This window comes from Vibrio albus (assembly GCF_003144035.1).
GTDB classification, from domain to species: domain Bacteria; phylum Pseudomonadota; class Gammaproteobacteria; order Enterobacterales; family Vibrionaceae; genus Vibrio; species Vibrio albus.
On record NZ_QFWT01000004.1, the window covers coordinates 81,107 to 98,954 of the forward strand.

Below are 17,848 nucleotides of genomic sequence, written 5' to 3' on the forward strand. Positions count from 1 at the left end.
AATCGCTACCTTGTTAGAGTTAAACCCAAACATCGTAACGAGTTTATATGTTAGTTTTTACCATTACTTCATTGCTTCTTGCATTACTGGCCCTCCTTTCATACTACTTGCGTAAGGAGGCTCAGAGCAAAAAGGCTTCACAGGCCGCCAGAAAAACACTTACCACGCGTATCGAGAAGTTGAAAAACAGCTTTAAAAGTGATTTACAAGAGCTTGTATCTTTAGGGGTTCTGTCCCCAAGCGGGCTGGACACTGTAAACAGGTTGCCTAACTACTATTTCGTTTTTCAACCAGTCACAGCGGAAAATGTGGAACACTATGAGCTGTTATTAGGAAACTTGCGTAACGCTATTAATAGTAAATTGTTATCTGCCCCGGAAGAAGACGATCGTTCTTCTTTCCTACAGAAGTTGCTAAATCAACTCGTTTCCTCTTTGCCTTCCACTGCGAGCGGCTACAATGCAAGCTTTTATCGCAATGATTTGCCCGTACTCATACGGAGAGTTGAGGATGCTCAGGTTCAATTAGGTGAAGACGCTACTGCGACTAGCTAGGAAGCTATGTAAATAACCATTCTATTTTAACGTCAATACCCAGAGGTCAATGACACCACCGTGTTTACGATACCTTCTCTCATGACAAGCAACCGTGAATAGACATGTTTTATTCTGCTGACAGGCGAAACAACCTCATTTTCTGTATTAAAAAATAGCGTTCAGGTTGGGAAAGAGGAAGCCGTAAGGCCTCCTCTTCAACATTTAGACGTTAACTCTTCATGCAATAAACGGCTGCGATATTGCGAGAGGTCAGCTCAACGTTCTCAGCCGCTTCTGCAAGAGCCGTCGTCAGCTCAACCGCCCGATTGACTACCGAGAAGACGGCATCAATGCCGTGAGCATGCACAACCCCACAGTCGGCAGACAGAGAGCCTGCAATACCGATAACGGGCACATCATATTTCTTCGCTGTGCGTGCAACACCAATTGGCGTTTTTCCATGGATTGTCTGGCTGTCGATACGCCCTTCACCCGTAATCACCAAATCGGCACTGGCCACAACTTCACTCAGATTAACCGCATCCATTACGATCTCGATCCCCGGGCGAAGTTCCGCTTCTAACAGACCCAACAGCGCAGCACCCAGTCCGCCTGCTGCGCCTGCGCCGGCCATATCGGCGACATCGCGATTCAGTTGAGACTTCATTACCTGAGCATAGTAAGCCAGATTCTCATCCAACTTCTTCACCATCTCAGGAGTCGCCCCTTTCTGGGGACCAAAGACATGCGACGCGCCCTTCGGACCACATAACGGGTTATCCACGTCACAAGCAACCTCAAGACGAGTAGCCGCCAGACGAGGATCCAGATCCGACATATCAATGGTGACCAGTTTATTCAGCTCACCGCCACCATAACCCAGCTCGTTACCTTCGCCATCCAGCATGCGAATACCCAGAGCCTGAGCCATACCCAGCCCGCCATCGTTAGTGGCGCTGCCACCAATACCGATAATGATATGCTCCACTCCTTTATCCAGTACGGCTTTGATCAGTTCACCGGTACCGTAGGTGGTGGTTTTTAGCGGGTTACGTAATGCGGGGTCAACAAGGTGTAACCCCGATGCGGCTGCCATCTCAATGATTGCCGTTTTACCATCACCAAACAGACCATAAAAGCCGTCAACGAGTTCACCTAAAGGGCCGGTAACTGGATGGCTGATAATGTCACCGCCAGTGGCATCCACCAGTGACTGTACAGTACCTTCACCGCCGTCTGCCATCGGTAACTTAATGTACTCAGCATTGGGTAAAACCTGTCTGAATCCGTTTTCAATCGCTGTCGCAACTTCCATTGCAGTCAGGCTTTCTTTATAAGAATCAGGAGCAATTACAATTTTCATATTTAAACCTCAATAGCGTTATACAAACAGTCCGAACACACCAAACATCATTACCGAAACGAACGCGATCATCAGACCGACAGCCGATTCATAAGGAATAAGTTTCAGTCGTTCATGAATATTCATATGAACAGCACCGCCCGTGGCGTGGAAGAAGCTACCATGTGGCATGTGATCCAGTACCGTAGCACCAGAGTGAATCATTGCAGCCCCGGCCAGTGCAGGAACACCCAATTCCAGAATGGTGTGACCGAAAACGTTAGACGCAACCGCGGTACCGGCAGTGGTAGAGGCAGTAGCCAGTGACATCATCGCACCGGAGATGGGTGCCAGCAGGAAAGAAGGCAGACCAGAAGCGGTCAGCAGGTCGATCAAACCACCTTTTAAGCCAGAGTTAGCAATTATACCAGCCAGAGTACCAGTACCAAGCAACATGACAGCAACCGGAGCCATACGAGTCAGGCCCGATACCGCAAAGTGGTTGGTATCATTGAATCGACCCATCACAACAGCACCAATCAGACCACCCAGTGGCAGTGCGATAAGAGGATCAACTCTGATACCAGCAATAGGACGAAGCGCCAGCAGAGCAATGGCAACCAGTGGTGCAATAATCGCTGCGCCAAATTTTGGCAGTTTGGTATAGTCAACCGCAACGACTTCATGCTCCGTTACCTTGTTGCCTTTGTGTACCAGACGCTTCGCAATGAAGTAAGCCAGTACCAGACCACATAAGCCCGGAATCACACCAGCAGCCATAACAGAAGTGAGAGGAACATTGAATGCGTCCGCTGCAGCAATGGCATTCGGGTTTGGTGACATCACGTTACCCGCTTTACCGCCACCGACCATCGCCAGCAGGATAGCCGTCTTAGAGATATCGGCACGGCGTGCTATCGCCAATGCAATTGGAGAGACGGTAATAACGGCAACGTCAACAAATACGCCAACGGCAGTCAGGATCATGGTTGCCAGCGCGAGCGCTAACAAAGCACGGGTTTCACCGACTTTCTTAACGATCGTTTCTGCAATGGAAGTCGCCGCACCGGACTCAATCAGAACACCAGCCAGAACACCCGCAGCCAGAATACGAAGTACCGATGTCACAATGCCTTGCGCACCACCAATCATCAGGCCCACGGTATCGGTCAGAGACACGCCACCGACCACACCACCAATGAGAGCACCGATGATCATGCCATAGGCTGGCGGAACTTTTTTCAGAATAAGAGCGATAGCAACAACCAACGCCGCGAGAGCACCCAGAGTAGAGACTTCAATCATTTTCTATTTCCACAACATATGTAAGAGTAATTTTGTGTCGAATATAGGGGCTAACGTCAGAAGAGTCTTTAGAGGTTACTACAAATTTTCCGCACCGAAGGCCACCCTTTTTTGTGCACCTGAACAAAAATACTATTTTTCAGCGAAAAGATTCACCGCAAGATAAAGCTGAAATAAATCATTTAAGCGATTGATATTTAAAGAGGTAACCTGTTCAGTTTTGTCTAACCGATATCTGAGCGTATTTCGGTGAATATGCAGCGTTTGGCAAGTTCGACATGCGTCACAATCTTGTTCGAAATATTCTTGCAGAGTCCGGATTAATACTCCTTTAGTATCATATTCCTGAAGGCGCTGATAAGGCTGTCTCAACTGCTCCGCTTTCCAGGGTTCAGCCATAATACTGCTCATCAGCACAGGTAACTTATGGTCCTGATAAAAGAAAACATCCCCGGTTTTGTTGGCTGTGGTCTGCATAGTAAGCTGAGCGGTTTCAAACGATTTTGCCAGCCCGTCAACGCCCTGAAAGTAGTCACCAAGGGCCATTTTGATGGTGAATTTACCTTCTTTACGTATCCGTTTCAGTAGCTGATTAATACGTTTCGTCTCGACATCTCGTGACCAGTTGTCCGGGGTTAAAGTGATGGGCTTTAGCACAACAACTTCTTTTTTCGAAACCGACAGTATCCCGACAAGGTTATCCCGTTCCGGGTATTCAAGGAGGTGAACAAGATGCTGAAGATGCTCTAACGAAAAAGAGATATTTTTGTCCGGAATGACTTTAACAAGGACAGCAATACGGGGCTGTGACAGGTCAAGCCCCAGACGTTCCGCAATAGAGCTCAGTTGCACATCATTAAGTCTGACTCCCTGGATCAACTGCAATACCAGCTCTTCACGATGACGCTTATTCCACTGAACCTCTGACATGAGCGCCGCCTGCTCGACAATCAATTCGGCCGTCATTTTTACCAGTTCGCCGTAATGATGCACTTCTTCCGGCATACCTGAAATGCCAATGACACCGATGATTTTGCCAAGGTGGAAAATCGGCAGGTTGATTCCGGGTTTGACGCCTTTAAGGTTCTCTGCTGTGGCCTGGTCAATCTCGACAACCCGACACTCTGTAATGGCAAGTACCGCGCCTTCATGTTTCTGATGCAAACGCGCTGGATCACCGGAACCAATAATCCGGCCTTTATCATCCATCACGTTAATGGAATAAGAGATGATTTTCATTGTGCGAGCGACGATTTGTCGCGCAATAATTTCGTTTAACTGCATCAGATAAAGTGAGGTAGCGGAATCAATGCGCAGATAATAACACCCTAAAGCGGGCCGCTAAAAGGTGTGATAGTGCAGGCAACACAATCTTTGGGGGTAACCGATAGCACCGTAGACCCGATTCGCCCAGCTCTACACTTAATAACCGTTTTGAACCAAAAAGCGCAGCCGGTTTACCCTGCTGCGCCTTATGCTTAGAGAGCCTTTCTTAGAAAACTATAGTTAGAGAACCATTTCCCCCATAAGAGAACGGACTTAATATTCCACGACCAAATCACCCTTAGGTGCACTACAGCAGGAAAGCACGTATCCCTCTTCCACATCTTCGTCAGTAATCCCGCCATTATGGGTCATCTCGACATCGCCTTTGACAACCTTCACCTTACAGGTACCACAGATGCCCATACCACAAGCTTTAGGGATCGTCAGGCCGGCTTTCGCCGCGGCGGCGTGTACCGTTTCACCTGGTGCAACTTCAACGGTTTTATCGCTTTCGGTAAAGGCGACTTCTATCAACTCACTAGGCAGAATCGCTTCCGCTTCTTCTGCCGCAATCTCGGCATCCTGTGTTGCCTGCTCTTCGATCTCGTCCGGTGTCGGACCAAAGGCTTCTTCATGGTAATGATTCATATCAAAACCAAGGCCTTCCAGCATCCGTTTTACCGCTCGCATATACGGTGTTGGCCCGCAGCAGAACACTTCCCGTTCCATCAGATCCGGTGTGGTCATCAGCAGTTTGGCTTCATCCAGCATTCCCCGGTATCCCGCCCAGTTCTGACCGGACTCCAGCCGCTCACAGATCAGGTGCAGATGGAAATTAGATATCCGGGAAGACATAAACTCTAATTCACGATGGAAGATAAGGTCTTGCGGCGTTCTGGCACTATGAACAAACACGATATCAACATCCGTATTGGTATCGTAGGCCCAGCGCGCCATGGACATAACAGGGGTAATCCCAACGCCACCGGACAGCAATAACATCTTTTCAGCCGGAAAATCGATGCTGTTAAAGTCACCGACCGGTCCGTGGACCGCTAGCTCTGCACCTTCCTCAATATTGTCATGAATCCAGTTGGACACAAACCCGCCCGGAACTCGCTTTACCGTGATCGAAAAACTGTAAGGCACCGAAGGCGAGCTCGAAATCGTGTACGAGCGGAATACCTGCTCACCATCAATTTCAAGCTCCAGCGTGACAAACTGTCCCGGCTTGAAAAAGAACATGATCGGCTGGTCAGCCATAAAGCAATACGTTTTGGTATCGAAGGTTTCCTTAATGGTTTTTACACACCGGACTGCATGGCGTCCATTACTCCAGACTTGCGTGGTAACCGGAGTAAAAGACCCACTAGGGGTAAAAGTATCAATCGAGGTATTCATGGCCGGACTCTCCGTAGCGGTATTAAGTGTTGCACCCCTCCATGGGCTTGTCCGTATTTTTGAGCGATACACTAATAAGCAGTTATCCCTTTACGACATTTGATTATCCAAAAGTGTCACAAACCCGAATCTTTTTTTCCGCTTGTCTTAAATAACATCACTCCGTGTCGCGAATAGACTCTTCTGGTTAATAGTAATGATGGCAGGATAAGCCTGACTCCTGACTAACACGCACATAACGTAAGGTTTAGGCGTCAGGTACTACGCATGGAAGCCCACTCGGGCGTATTTTTCAACATTTCCGAGAAGAAGATAGTAGCAATGACACAGACTGATTTACTCAATGTAAGCTACCCTAGCATGGACGTCGCTCGTGAAGAAATGACCAAACTGCTAAGTGAACGCAAACCCGATTATTCACTGCCACGCCCCTTATATAATGATCCTTTATTGTTTCGCATTGACGTAGAAGAGATCTTTCATAAGGAATGGTTATTTGTCGGGATGACCAGTGAAATTCCAGCAAAAGGAGACTACTTCACCGTTGAAATCGCACAAAGTCCCGTGCTTATTGTGCGTGATGCCGACGGTTCCGTGAATGCTTTTCACAATACCTGTCGCCACCGTGGTTCCCGAATCTGTCTTGAGCACCGAGGTAAAGTGGCCAACCTGGTATGCCCGTATCACCAATGGACCTATGACACGAAAGGTAACCTGCTTTACGCCGGAACCGAAATGGGAGATGACTTTGACACCAAGGCTCACGGTCTGCGTCCGGTTAACTGCAAAACCGCCGGAGGGTTTATCTTTATCTGTTTAGCAGACAATCCTCCTGAGTCTGATTTTGACGAATTTCTGTCGACTCTCGAAGAGTATATGGCCCCATACAACATTGAAGAGACCAAGCTTGCCGTCGAATCCAATATGTACGAAAAAGCCAACTGGAAACTGGTCATTGAGAATAACCGGGAATGTTATCACTGCGCCGGCAGTCATCCAGAACTTCTTAATACCATCCTGGAGTGGGACGATACTACCGACCCAAGGGCACCAGCTGACTTTTTAGCCTATTGTGACCGTATGGCTAAAGAGTGGGACGCAGAGAATATTCCTCACCAACATAAAAACTTTGGTGCGAGAAACCGACTGGTCCGGATGCCGCTTAAGGAAGGCACAGATGTAATGACCATTGATGGTTCTGCGGCCTGTGACAAGCTGATGGGAAGCATCAAGAACAACAAACTGGGTTCACTGCGTATTCTGCACCTGCCTAACTCCTGGAACCATATGCAGAGTGACCACTTCATTGTGTTCCGTGTTCTGCCAATCTCCGCACAGGAAACCATGGTCACCACAAAATGGTTTGTGCACAAAGATGCCGTTGAAGGCGTGGATTACGATCCGGAAAAACTGCGTCAGGTATGGGATGCCACCAATGATCAGGACCGTATTCTTGGCGAAGAGAACCAGCGGGGAATCAACTCACTCAGTTATGAACCAGGCCCTTACTCGAAAACCTATGAGTTCGGTGTTATCGATTTTATTAACTGGTATTCAGAAAAAATTCAGCAAAATCTTTCTGGAAAATAAACCTATCTCTAAGGCCTCATTCGGGGCCTTTTTTATTACCGCATTTTCAAACTCAAACGCAGGGAGCCCGTAAACATCACCGGCAACCCAAAAGCCCAGCAAGTAAACCTGCTGGGTGAACGGCTATCAATCAGCGAGAACAGGAATTATCGGTTAGCTGACAAGTTGTGATTCATCCGGAAACACAGATTCCTGTGCACTATCAACATGACGATTGAAATTCTCGATAATGCTGCTGATATCGGTCTCTGAAAGGCGTGGCTGCACATACACCTCCTGCGATACCTTATCATTAACGACAGAAACAAACCGGTGCTTGAGGCCTGACATACCGGACTCATAACTTGCGATACGATCACTCTCACCTGTTAAGTGACTCTTCAGCTGCTGCGCTAACTCATACACGGAAAGCGTCGATTCAATACGGTACAGGTAGCCATGCTCAATCTTCTGCCTTGCCCAGTAATCCAGTTTATCAAAGTCCATAACATGGCGAGATGTAAACAGGGCGGCGCTTTGATACAGGCACGGCTGTAGTGTAACCGGTGTGTGTTTAAACTCAGGCTGACCTGACGCATTGTCAGTATATGGCGCGATCAGATCGCACGGTTTGGCGTCTTTTGCCGTCAGATTATTCCAGTGGATAGGTATAAACAGCTGACCGGGAGAAACTTCACTGGTTACCTCAGCACGCACCTGACATTTCCCCTGCGCACTGCTGACCAGAACGAGTTGACCGTTCTGCACACGATATTCATTTGCGGTGTGCGGATGGATCTGCACATACGGCTCTGATTTGTGTTCACCTAACCGTGCCGACAGGCCCGTTCTGGACATGGTATGCCATTGGTCGCGGGTACGCCCACTGTTGAGCAATAGTGGGTATGCCTCACTGGTTACACTTTTCGGGGCTGAGTGACGAACAGGCACAAAATTGGCTTTTCTATCCGGAGTATAAAACTGCTTGTCACTAAACAAACGCTGGTTCACGACCTCAGATTGCAATTCGGTCACCGGCCACTGCTGAGGCAGCAACTGGCTGTAACCTTTATCGTCCAGCTGTGTCAGGCCGATAAGCGAAAAGTCACGCTCACCGTTCTGGTTACCCTGCGTTGAAAGCGCGGCATATTCGCGGAAGATCTCGCCTTCATGAAGGTAATCAAAAGCCTCACCAAAGCCCATCTTTTGCGCTACCTGGCTGATGATCCACCAGTCCGGTTTTGCCATACCCGGGCTTGGCATAACCCGGCGCTGGCGTGATATACGCCGCTCTGAGTTGGTGACCGTACCCGACTTCTCACTCCAGCCTTGTGCAGGTAATACGATATCGGCCATACGGGTGGTTTCGGTATCAGCAATGCAATCTGACACCGCGACAAACTCACAGGTTTCCAGTGCCTTACGGATCTTTTCGCTATCCGGCAGGCTGACCATCGGGTTGGTTGCCATTATCCAGACCGCTTTGATCTTCCCTTCCGCCATAGCATCAAACATGTCCACAGCTTTCAGCCCCGGCTTCGAGGCAAGATTTTCTGTTCCCCAGAAATTGCTGACAAGCGCCAGATGCTCAGGCTTATCAAACTCCATATGAGAAGCCAGGGTATTAGCGAGGGCACCAACCTCTCGCCCGCCCATGGCGTTTGGCTGACCGGTAACAGAGAAGGGTCCGGTTCCTTCTTTACCTACTTTACCTGTTGCCAGGTGGCAGTTGATGATGCTGTTCACCTTATCTGAGCCTGTCGTGGATTGGTTTACCCCCTGCGAATAGACGGTAATAACCTTATCTGTGGTAACGAAGTCCTGATAGAAGCGCTGCAACTGCTCCTGTGACAGCCCGGTTAATGATTCGATATCTGATTCCTGAGCGGCCTGATCCAATGCCTGTTTAGCGTTATTGGTGTGGTTGCTGACAAACTCGTCATCCAGGCAGCCATGTTCAGCAATATGGGTCAAAAGGCCATTAAACAGGGCCACATCCGACCCCGAATTCAACGCCAGATGTTCATCAGCAATATCGCAACTGTCAGTACGACGCGGGTCGATCACCACAACCCGCAGCGATGGATTATTCTGTTTTGCACTGCGCAGGCGCTGAAACAAGACCGGGTGACACCAGGCCAGGTTAGAGCCTACCAGCACCACCAGCTCGGCCTGCTCCAGATCGTCATAACAAACAGGCACCGTATCTGAGCCAAAAGCACGCTTATGACCAACAACCGACGATGCCATACAGAGACGCGAATTACTGTCTATATTGGCGGTGCCTAAAAAACCCTTAATCAGCTTGTTGGCGACATAGTAGTCCTCTGTTAAAAGCTGGCCGGATACATAAAAGGCCACGGAGTCAGGGCCATGCTCCTTAATCGCTTTGGAGAAGTTGTCTGCGATGATCTGTGTTGCGCTATGCCAGTCCAGCTCTTCGCCCCCGGCTGTTCTCTTATCAATAGGAGCAAGTAAACGACCATCATGAATCACCGTATCACCAAGCGCGATACCTTTGGTACACAGTTTGCCATAGTTGGACGGGTGACTTTTATCCCCTCTAACCTCTAATTCACCAGACATATTTGGACGTGCTTCTACTCCACACCCTACACCACAGTACGCGCATGTTGTCTTGATCCATCCATCATTTGATTGCATCACAATCCACCCTCAAACCAGAAAAACACTACCTAATAAGGGTTACACTGCAATATACACACCAATAAGGAATTATTAATGTTTTCATATTTTTTATTTATTAATATCAATAAGATAAAACATAACCTACCACTAAAGTAGTAGATAAAAATAACACACAAACACTCCACTTAATCTTAAATTTGCACCACAAAAACACCAAATGCACCACAAGAGTTCATTTATCCTTACATTACACTACCAAACCAGTTTTTACTCATCATAAAACCCCCCAAGACATAAAAATAACAAATTGAATAATAAGGATTAATAAATTTTTATTGATACAAATCAACGAACAGGCATCGCTTTTGCTACGTGAGAAGCGTGATGAAAAGTTAAAGTTTAGGAATCAGGACTATGAGTATAAGCCATACCCATCCCGGAACATTTACACGACAAGGCACCGTCACTTTGGTTGGTGCGGGGCCTGGTGACCCAGAGCTGTTAACCGTCAAAGCTGCACGAGCTATCCAGCAGGCGGGATTTATTGTCTTCGATAATCTGGTCAGCGAAGAGATTCGAGCGCTTTTTCCCTCTCACGCCGAGACGCTGTATGTAGGCAAGTCCAAAGGACAACACAGCTCTACTCAGGATGAAATTAATGACATCCTGATCAAATACGCACAGTCCGGTATCGATGTGTGTCGCGTCAAGGGTGGAGACTCGTTTGTGTTTGGTCGCGGTGGCGAAGAGATGCTGCTGCTGGCACAAAAAGGGATCAAGGTGGACGTCATCCCTGGCATCACAGCCGCATCCGGATGTACTACCTATGCTCAGATCCCGCTGACTCACAGAGGGTTGGCACAAGGCTGCACTTTCATCACAGCCCATGCAGACAAAAAGTTAGATCTGAACTGGCCCGCTCTCGCACAGCTCAACCAGACACTGGTGATTTACATGGGCCTGAGCAAGACCGACATGATCACTAATCAGTTAATTGAAGGCGGCATGGATGCAGAGACTCCGGTTGCCTTCATCGAAAACGGCTGCACACCTGAGCAGCGCATCTTTACCGGTCAGCTAAAGCAACTTTCTCAGCTTAAACAGCAACACCAGATTCAGTCGCCAGCTCTGATTGTCATCGGTCAGGTGGTATCGGTCGCTAACCAGATGCAATGGCTAGAGCAGCTTGCTGAGCGTGCCGGTACTCAGGAATTAGCAGAACACAAATTAAAGATGTCGGCATAAATCAGACGGTTGAAATGCGGCGACATTGGAAACAACTTTACTATCAGGAAGATAACCATATGAGCAGACAAAGAATTATCGTTGTGGGAAACGGCATGGTTGGCCACAAATTTATCGACACATTAATTCAGAGCGAACGTGATGACCTGGATATCATCACCTTCTCAGAAGAATCGCGACTGGCGTATGACAGGGTACAGCTAACCTCTTACCTGACCGGCAAAACCGCCGAGGATCTGGCGATGACCGATGAGCCCTATTATCGGGCTAACGGTATCAGCTATGTCGTAAACGAAAAAGTCACCCAACTGGATACCAAGGCGAAAAAAGTGATCACCGCCTCCGGCCGTGAAGAAGCCTACGACAAACTGGTTCTGGCGACAGGCTCTTTCCCGTTTGTTCCACCTATTCCCGGCAACGATCAGGAGCACTGCTTTGTTTACCGTACCATCGAAGATCTGGATGCCATTGAAGCTTCCAGCAAAGCCAGTAAAAGCGGTGTCGTTGTCGGTGGCGGTCTGCTGGGCCTTGAAGCTGCCAACGCGATTAAAAATCTGGGACTGGAAACCCATGTTGTTGAGTTTGCACCACGCCTGATGGCCGTGCAGCTGGAAGAAGGTGGGGGTGCTCTGCTACGCCGCAAGATTGAAAATATGGGCGTATCGGTACATACCGAAAAGGCAACCACGGAGATCGTCGCGGGTGAAAGCGCGCGCTATCGCATGAACTTTGCTGATGGCACGCACCTGGAAACCGATATGATCGTCTTCTCTGCTGGTATCCGTCCTCAGGATGAGCTGGCACGTAGCTCTGATATCAAGATTGGCGAGCGTGGTGGCATCGTGATCAATAACCACTGTCAGACTAACCAGCCGGATGTGTACGCCATTGGTGAGTGTGCTCTGTGGAACAACCAGATTTTTGGCCTGGTCGCGCCTGGCTATCAGATGGCAAAAGTTGCTGCCGGCCACATGCTTGAAGACGAAGCCCCAAGTGAGTTTCTGGGTGCTGACATGAGTACCAAGCTTAAGCTACTGGGTGTCGATGTGGCCAGTATCGGTGAAGTACACGGAAAAACCGAGGGTGCACAATCTTATACCTATAACGACGAAATTGAGCAGGTTTACAAACGTCTGATCGTCTCTTCTGACGGCTCAAAGATCGTGGGGGCTGTGCTGGTCGGTGATGCTGACGCTTACGGTACTCTTCTTCAGTTAAAACAAAATGACATGCCGCTGCCTTCCAACCCGTCGGTACTGATCCTGCCTAACGCAGCAGAGGACGAATCTGCGGGCATGGGTATCGATGCCCTGCCAGACAGCGCCATGATCTGCTCCTGTTTTGATGTCACTAAAGGCGATATCAAACAGGCAGTGGCATCTGGCTGCACCACGATGGCTGCGCTAAAAGAAACCACCAACGCCTCGACTGGCTGTGGCGGCTGTTCAGCCCTGGCAAAACAAGTGCTGGACAATGAACTGCTTAGCCTGGGTGTTGAAGTCAATAACGATCTGTGTGAGCACTTTGCTTATTCGCGTCAGGAGCTGAGCGACATCATCCGCGTCAACAAGATCAAAACCTTTGACGAGCTGCTGGAAAAATACGGTACCGGGCTGGGCTGTGCCACCTGTAAACCGGCGGTAGGCTCTATTCTGGCTTCCTTCTGGAATGACTACATCCTGCAGGATGAGCATACCGAGCTGCAGGACACCAACGACATTTACCTGGGTAATATGCAAAAAGACGGTACCTACTCTGTGGTACCACGTATCGCCGGTGGTGAGATCACGCCTGACAAACTTATCGTACTGGGTGAAGTGGCCAAAGAGTTCGACCTGTACACCAAGATCACCGGTGGTCAGCGCGTCGACCTGTTTGGTGCGCAACTCAACGACCTGCCACTTATCTGGAAGAAACTGGTAGACGCAGGGTTTGAAACCGGCCATGCCTACGGCAAGTCAGTACGTACCGTTAAGTCCTGTGTCGGCAGCACATGGTGCCGTTACGGTGTGGGCGACAGCGTTGGCTTCGCTATCGATATTGAGAACCGCTACAAGGGCCTGCGCTCGCCTCACAAGCTTAAGTTTGCAGTATCCGGTTGTACTCGCGAATGTGCAGAGGCGCAGTCAAAGGACATCGGTGTTATCGCCACCGAGAACGGCTGGAACCTGTACGTGTGTGGTAACGGCGGTATGCGTCCGCGTCATGCTGATCTGTTTGCCTCTGACCTGGATGAAGCAACGCTGATCAAATATATCGACCGCATACTTATGTTCTATATCCGCACCGCAGACCGTCTGCAGCGTACCTCTGTGTGGATGGAGAACCTGGAAGGCGGACTTGATTACCTCAAACAGGTCGTCATCGAAGACAAGCTGGGCCTGTGTGAAGAGCTGGAAGCTGACATGGCCGCCAATATTGCCAAGTACCAGTGTGAGTGGAAAACCACCATCGAGTCACCGGAAAAACTGAAACGCTTCAGCCACTTCATCAACAGTGACCAGCGTGATGAAGGTCTGCGGTTTATTTCCCTGCGGGATCAGCGCTTCCCTGAACCAGAAAAGGCACAAGAGATTGAGATCGTTGAGGTGTCTTAACCGCAACGTTAAGACACCGGATGAACAAGTTTATAGTTAAGGAGATTCAATATGGACAACTGGCACACCATCTGTTCGGAAAAAGACCTCGTACCCAACATAGGCATCTGCGCTTTGGTGGCGGGCAAACAGGTTGCTGTTTTTAACTGCACCCGAACAGGCTCACTGTATGCGGTATCTAACTACGACCCTATCGGCAAAGCGAACATATTGTCCCGCGGCATCATCGGCTCGCTTGAGGATAAGCCATATGTGGCGTCGCCACTTTATAAGCAGCACTTCAATCTGGAAACCGGCGAATGCCTGGAAGAACCGGTTCACAAGATAGAGGTTTATCCGGTACGTGAGCAAGACGGACAGATTCAGGTGCAGGCCGCAGAGGCCGTGGCGGCTTAATTCGGCAGTCTGATAATAAACCCCATAATTACACCACACCAACATGTTAACCGTGGTGTGGCAAACTAAAGAGTTAGTAAAAAGGATTTTAAAATGGAAGAGACCAAATTCTCCCTGTTTTCATTTAAGGGCAAGATGAAGATCTTGCACATGAGCTGGATGGCCTTTTTTATCACCTTTGTGGTGTGGTTTAACTTTGCGCCTCTGCTGCAAATGGTGAAAGAGACACTTGGCCTGAGCACACAGGAAATCAAAACCCTGCTGATACTGAACGTGGCACTCACCATCCCGGCGCGTGTCCTCATCGGTATGCTGACAGACAAATACGGTCCGAGACTGGTCTATTCTGCATTGCTGGCGATCTGCTCTATCCCATGTTTTATGTTTGCCTTTGCAGATTCATTCTTGCAAGCGGCGATCGCCCGATTCCTGCTCGGTTTTATCGGTGCCGGTTTTGTCATCGGTATCCGTCTGGTCTCTGAATGGTTCCCGCACAATGAGCTGGGTACGGCTGAGGGTATTTACGGTGGCTGGGGTAACTTTGGCTCGGCGGCTGCCGCTTTCACCCTGCCGACACTAGCCCTGCTGCTCGGCGGTGAAGATGGCTGGCGCTATGCTATTGCCACAACCGGCCTGATGAGCCTGGTGTTCTCTGTTATTTTTTATCGCAATGTATCGGACACACCAAAAGGCTCAACCTACTTTAAGCCTAAGCATCTGACCGCCATGGAAGTGACCTCGAAAGGCGACTTTTTCTTCCTGTTGCTGATGAAGGTGCCTATGTATGCGGTACTTGCCCTGCTTGCCTGGAAACTCTCTCCAAAGGGGATCAGCATGCTGCCTGACCTTGCTGTAAACGCTATTTACGCGGGACTTGCTGCACTCTACCTACTCGAAGCAAGTCAGGTATGGAAGGTCAATAAAACCGTATTTGAGAAACCGGTTGATGAGATCCATCAGTACAAATTTAAGCAGGTGGCCGTGCTGAATGTGCTCTACTTTGCTACGTTTGGCTCCGAGCTGGCTGTAGTATCCATGCTACCGCTGTTTTTCTCTGAAACCTTTGAGTTGTCCCCGGTACTTGCCGGTATGGTGGCGTCCGCTTACGCCTTCATGAACCTGATGTCGCGTCCGGGTGGTGGCTGGATATCAGACCGCTTTGGTCGTAAGCCTACCTTGCTGATCCTGACAGCAGGCCTTGCCGTTGGGTACTTCCTGATGGGACAGGTGAACAGCGAGTGGCCTGTCTGGCTGGCAGTACTGGCCGCTATGGCGTGCTCTTTCTTCGTACAGGCCGGTGAGGGTGCCGTGTTTGCTACCGTACCACTTATCAAACGTCGAATGACGGGACAAATCGCCGGTATGACCGGTGCCTATGGCAACGTTGGCGCGGTTACTTACTTAACCATTCTGTCGTTTGTTGATTACCAGACCTTCTTCTATGTCATTGCCGGTACCGCCGTTCTTGGCTTTGCCGCACTACTGTATATGGAAGAACCGAGCGGTAAGATTGCCGAGGTCAATGAAGACGGCAGTGTCACTCTGATTGACGTATCACACTAAGATTCCTGTCGATATTGTAGCCTTGATAGTAAGCCTGACTTAAAACGAGAATGTATCACCTGCCTGATCCGGTTAATGCCGGATCAGGCATTTCTCCTTAAAAAACGGAATAAGCGCTAAGGAATCGATGCTCCTATGCCATCACAAAAAGAGAAACAGCCACAACTGAGTGTGACCCATGCCGGCAGCTCTTTGACGGGGGCACGCAAAGAAAATCAGGACGCCATCCTGGTAAAGGTTCCTGAGCAGCAGGATGCGTTGGTCCATAAAGGAATCGTTGCCTGTATCGCTGATGGCGTAAGCTGTAGCGAGCACAGTCAGAAAGCCAGCCATACCGCCGTCGTTCAGTTTATCAACGACTACTACGCCACACCCGATAGCTGGAGCATCAAACACGCCGCCGGAAAGATATTAACCTCGCTTAACAGTTGGTTGTATGTAGAAGGAGCCAAGAAGGGGCTTTCCCATAACGGGCTGGTGACCACCTTTAGCTGCCTCATTTTTAAATCGAATACCGCGCACCTGTTTCATGTCGGTGATACCCGTATATATCGCCTGCGGGACAACAAATTCAGACTGCTGACTCAAGACCATCAACGCATCAATTTTGGCAAAAGTGCCTATCTGACCCGCGCCTTGGGCATGGACAGTAAACTGGAAGTCGACTATCAGATGTTATCTCTACGGGAAGGTGACCGTTTTATCCTGACCTCTGATGGCGTGCACGACTTTATTGATGAACGCTCCTTAGCTGAGTTTACCCGAACCTCACACAATATCGACCTGGATGAGCTGAGCCGGGAGATCTGTAACCAGGCCCTGGTGAACGGCAGCCAGGATAACCTGAGCTGTCTGATCCTGGATGTCACGCATCTTCCGCGCCATTCTGCACTGGAGCACCAGCAGCGCATCTTGTCGCGAACCATCCCTCCGGCGATGAAAACCGGTAACCAGATTGATAACTACCGGGTAGACAAAGTGCTGTATGAAGGTGCCAGAAGCCATGTGTACCAGGTAACGGAGCTATCCAGCGATAAACAGATGGTTCTGAAAGCGCCATCGATGCAGTACAGTGAGGACAGATCGTACCTGAGACACTTTTCCAACGAGGCCTGGGTTGGTTCCCAGATAAATAGTGAGCGGGTAATGAAGATGTACCCGACGCCCAGGGAATCCAAGTTTATCTATCAGTTATGTGAGCTGATCGAAGGTATCACCCTGCGCCAGTGGATGTACGACAACCCCAGACCTGATCTGCACAGCGTGCGTGTGATCATAGATGAGCTAGTAAAAGCGGTCCGCGTTTTTCAGCGAGCCGATATGGTACACAGAGATCTAAAACCGGAAAACGTTATGATAAGCCACTCTGGTTCGGTCAAAATTATCGACCTGGGTGCCGTTAAAGTATCGGGATTAGAGGAGATCCTGCCAGAAAGCCCCGAAACGATTCCGCTTGGTGCCGTTAATTATATTGCACCGGAGTACATACAGACCGGCAATGCCACAACCATCTCCGACCTGTTTTCTGTAGCGGTCATCGGCTATGAGATGTTAACCGGTCAGTTACCCTATAAGGAAGTCAGGGGGCAGAACCTACAATCCGCCAGACATACCAAATGGGAATACCGACCGATCAGTCAATGTCGTGATGACATCCCGCACTGGATAGACCTGGCATTTAAAAAAGCCACTCATCATTTGCCGCAAAGACGCTACCCGGCACTGAGTGAGTTTACGGCCGATCTCTACACACCCAATAAGTTACTGCAAAATGAAGTAAAAGAGAGCCCGCTGATACAGCGGCGTCCAGTACTGTTTTGGAAAGCAACCACGTTAATGGCTATCACTGTTGCATTGCTGGAGCTGGTATACATTTACACAAATATGCAATGACGCCACCTCACAGCTCATCCTCATGAGATCTTGTTACGTTTTTAAGTTCACTCCCCTTTCATACGAGCAAAGGCAGTGCGTCGCTG

The 17,848-nt window shown here is 49.3% G+C and carries 12 protein-coding genes; 7 read left to right on the plus strand and 5 right to left on the minus strand.

The window, feature by feature from the left end:
• Positions 1 to 47 precede the first annotated feature (47 nt).
• Positions 48 to 554 carry a hypothetical protein gene (locus tag DI392_RS08750; protein ID WP_109319537.1) on the plus strand — a complete coding sequence of 169 codons (507 nt, stop codon included), beginning with the start codon at positions 48 to 50 and terminating at the stop codon, positions 552 to 554.
• A 211-nt stretch (positions 555 to 765) separates the two neighbouring features.
• Here the strand turns inward: DI392_RS08750 and DI392_RS08755 are convergent, their stop codons facing one another.
• The 4 genes from DI392_RS08755 to DI392_RS08770 form a co-directional block, all read right to left on the minus strand.
• Positions 766 to 1,899: a glycerate kinase gene (locus tag DI392_RS08755; RefSeq protein ID WP_109319538.1), complete on the minus strand. Its 1,134-nt coding sequence runs from the start codon at positions 1,897 to 1,899 to the stop codon at positions 766 to 768.
• 18 nt (positions 1,900 to 1,917) lie between these two features.
• Entirely contained in the window at positions 1,918 to 3,183 is a 1,266-nt protein-coding gene (locus DI392_RS08760; RefSeq protein WP_109319539.1) for a GntP family permease, read from the minus strand.
• 132 nt (positions 3,184 to 3,315) lie between these two features.
• Positions 3,316 to 4,467 (minus strand): sugar diacid recognition domain-containing protein, encoded by a 1,152-nt coding sequence (locus DI392_RS08765; RefSeq protein WP_109319540.1) that lies wholly within the window; start codon positions 4,465 to 4,467, stop codon positions 3,316 to 3,318.
• Between the two features lie 255 nt (positions 4,468 to 4,722).
• Positions 4,723 to 5,850: an FAD-binding oxidoreductase gene (locus tag DI392_RS08770; protein WP_109319541.1), complete on the minus strand. Its 1,128-nt coding sequence runs from the start codon at positions 5,848 to 5,850 to the stop codon at positions 4,723 to 4,725.
• Positions 5,851 to 6,171: 321 nt separating this feature from the next.
• On the opposite strand from DI392_RS08770, the gene DI392_RS08775 reads away from it, so the two are divergent.
• Complete coding sequence (locus DI392_RS08775; protein WP_109319542.1) at positions 6,172 to 7,440, plus strand: aromatic ring-hydroxylating oxygenase subunit alpha; 1,269 nt, start codon at positions 6,172 to 6,174, stop codon at positions 7,438 to 7,440.
• A 153-nt stretch (positions 7,441 to 7,593) separates the two neighbouring features.
• On the opposite strand, the gene DI392_RS08780 is transcribed toward DI392_RS08775, so the two are convergent.
• Complete coding sequence (locus DI392_RS08780; protein WP_109319543.1) at positions 7,594 to 10,086, minus strand: molybdopterin oxidoreductase family protein; 2,493 nt, start codon at positions 10,084 to 10,086, stop codon at positions 7,594 to 7,596.
• A 396-nt stretch (positions 10,087 to 10,482) separates the two neighbouring features.
• Between DI392_RS08780 and cobA the strand changes: the two genes are divergently transcribed.
• From cobA to DI392_RS08805, 5 genes are all read left to right on the plus strand, one after another.
• A complete protein-coding gene (gene cobA / locus DI392_RS08785; RefSeq protein WP_109319544.1) occupies positions 10,483 to 11,313 on the plus strand; it encodes a uroporphyrinogen-III C-methyltransferase in 831 nt (276 codons plus the stop codon).
• A gap of 59 nt (positions 11,314 to 11,372) precedes the next feature.
• Entirely contained in the window at positions 11,373 to 13,910 is a 2,538-nt protein-coding gene (nirB, locus tag DI392_RS08790) for a nitrite reductase large subunit NirB (RefSeq protein ID WP_109319545.1), read from the plus strand.
• A gap of 51 nt (positions 13,911 to 13,961) precedes the next feature.
• On the plus strand, positions 13,962 to 14,306 hold the full coding sequence (gene nirD / locus DI392_RS08795) for a nitrite reductase small subunit NirD (RefSeq protein ID WP_109319546.1): 345 nt from the start codon (positions 13,962 to 13,964) through the stop codon (positions 14,304 to 14,306).
• A gap of 93 nt (positions 14,307 to 14,399) precedes the next feature.
• Positions 14,400 to 15,869 (plus strand): NarK family nitrate/nitrite MFS transporter, encoded by a 1,470-nt coding sequence (locus DI392_RS08800; RefSeq protein ID WP_109319547.1) that lies wholly within the window; start codon positions 14,400 to 14,402, stop codon positions 15,867 to 15,869.
• Positions 15,870 to 16,004: 135 nt separating this feature from the next.
• A complete protein-coding gene (locus DI392_RS08805; protein ID WP_109319548.1) occupies positions 16,005 to 17,762 on the plus strand; it encodes a bifunctional protein-serine/threonine kinase/phosphatase in 1,758 nt (585 codons plus the stop codon).
• The last annotated feature ends 86 nt before the right edge of the window (positions 17,763 to 17,848 follow it).

Excerpts from the sequence above, each read along its gene's own strand:
- DI392_RS08800 (WP_109319547.1), top strand. The coding sequence starts at position 14,400 with ATGGAAGAGACCAAATTCTCCCTGTTTTCATTTAAGGGCAAGATGAAG.
- DI392_RS08770 (WP_109319541.1), bottom strand. The coding sequence starts at position 5,850 with ATGAATACCTCGATTGATACTTTTACCCCTAGTGGGTCTTTTACTCCG.
- DI392_RS08750 (WP_109319537.1), top strand. The coding sequence starts at position 48 with ATGTTAGTTTTTACCATTACTTCATTGCTTCTTGCATTACTGGCCCTC.
- nirD (WP_109319546.1), top strand. The coding sequence starts at position 13,962 with ATGGACAACTGGCACACCATCTGTTCGGAAAAAGACCTCGTACCCAAC.
- nirB (WP_109319545.1), top strand. The coding sequence starts at position 11,373 with ATGAGCAGACAAAGAATTATCGTTGTGGGAAACGGCATGGTTGGCCAC.
- DI392_RS08765 (WP_109319540.1), bottom strand. The coding sequence starts at position 4,467 with ATGCAGTTAAACGAAATTATTGCGCGACAAATCGTCGCTCGCACAATG.
- DI392_RS08760 (WP_109319539.1), bottom strand. The coding sequence starts at position 3,183 with ATGATTGAAGTCTCTACTCTGGGTGCTCTCGCGGCGTTGGTTGTTGCT.
- DI392_RS08805 (WP_109319548.1), top strand. The coding sequence starts at position 16,005 with ATGCCATCACAAAAAGAGAAACAGCCACAACTGAGTGTGACCCATGCC.
- DI392_RS08775 (WP_109319542.1), top strand. The coding sequence starts at position 6,172 with ATGACACAGACTGATTTACTCAATGTAAGCTACCCTAGCATGGACGTC.
- cobA (WP_109319544.1), top strand. The coding sequence starts at position 10,483 with ATGAGTATAAGCCATACCCATCCCGGAACATTTACACGACAAGGCACC.
- DI392_RS08755 (WP_109319538.1), bottom strand. The coding sequence starts at position 1,899 with ATGAAAATTGTAATTGCTCCTGATTCTTATAAAGAAAGCCTGACTGCA.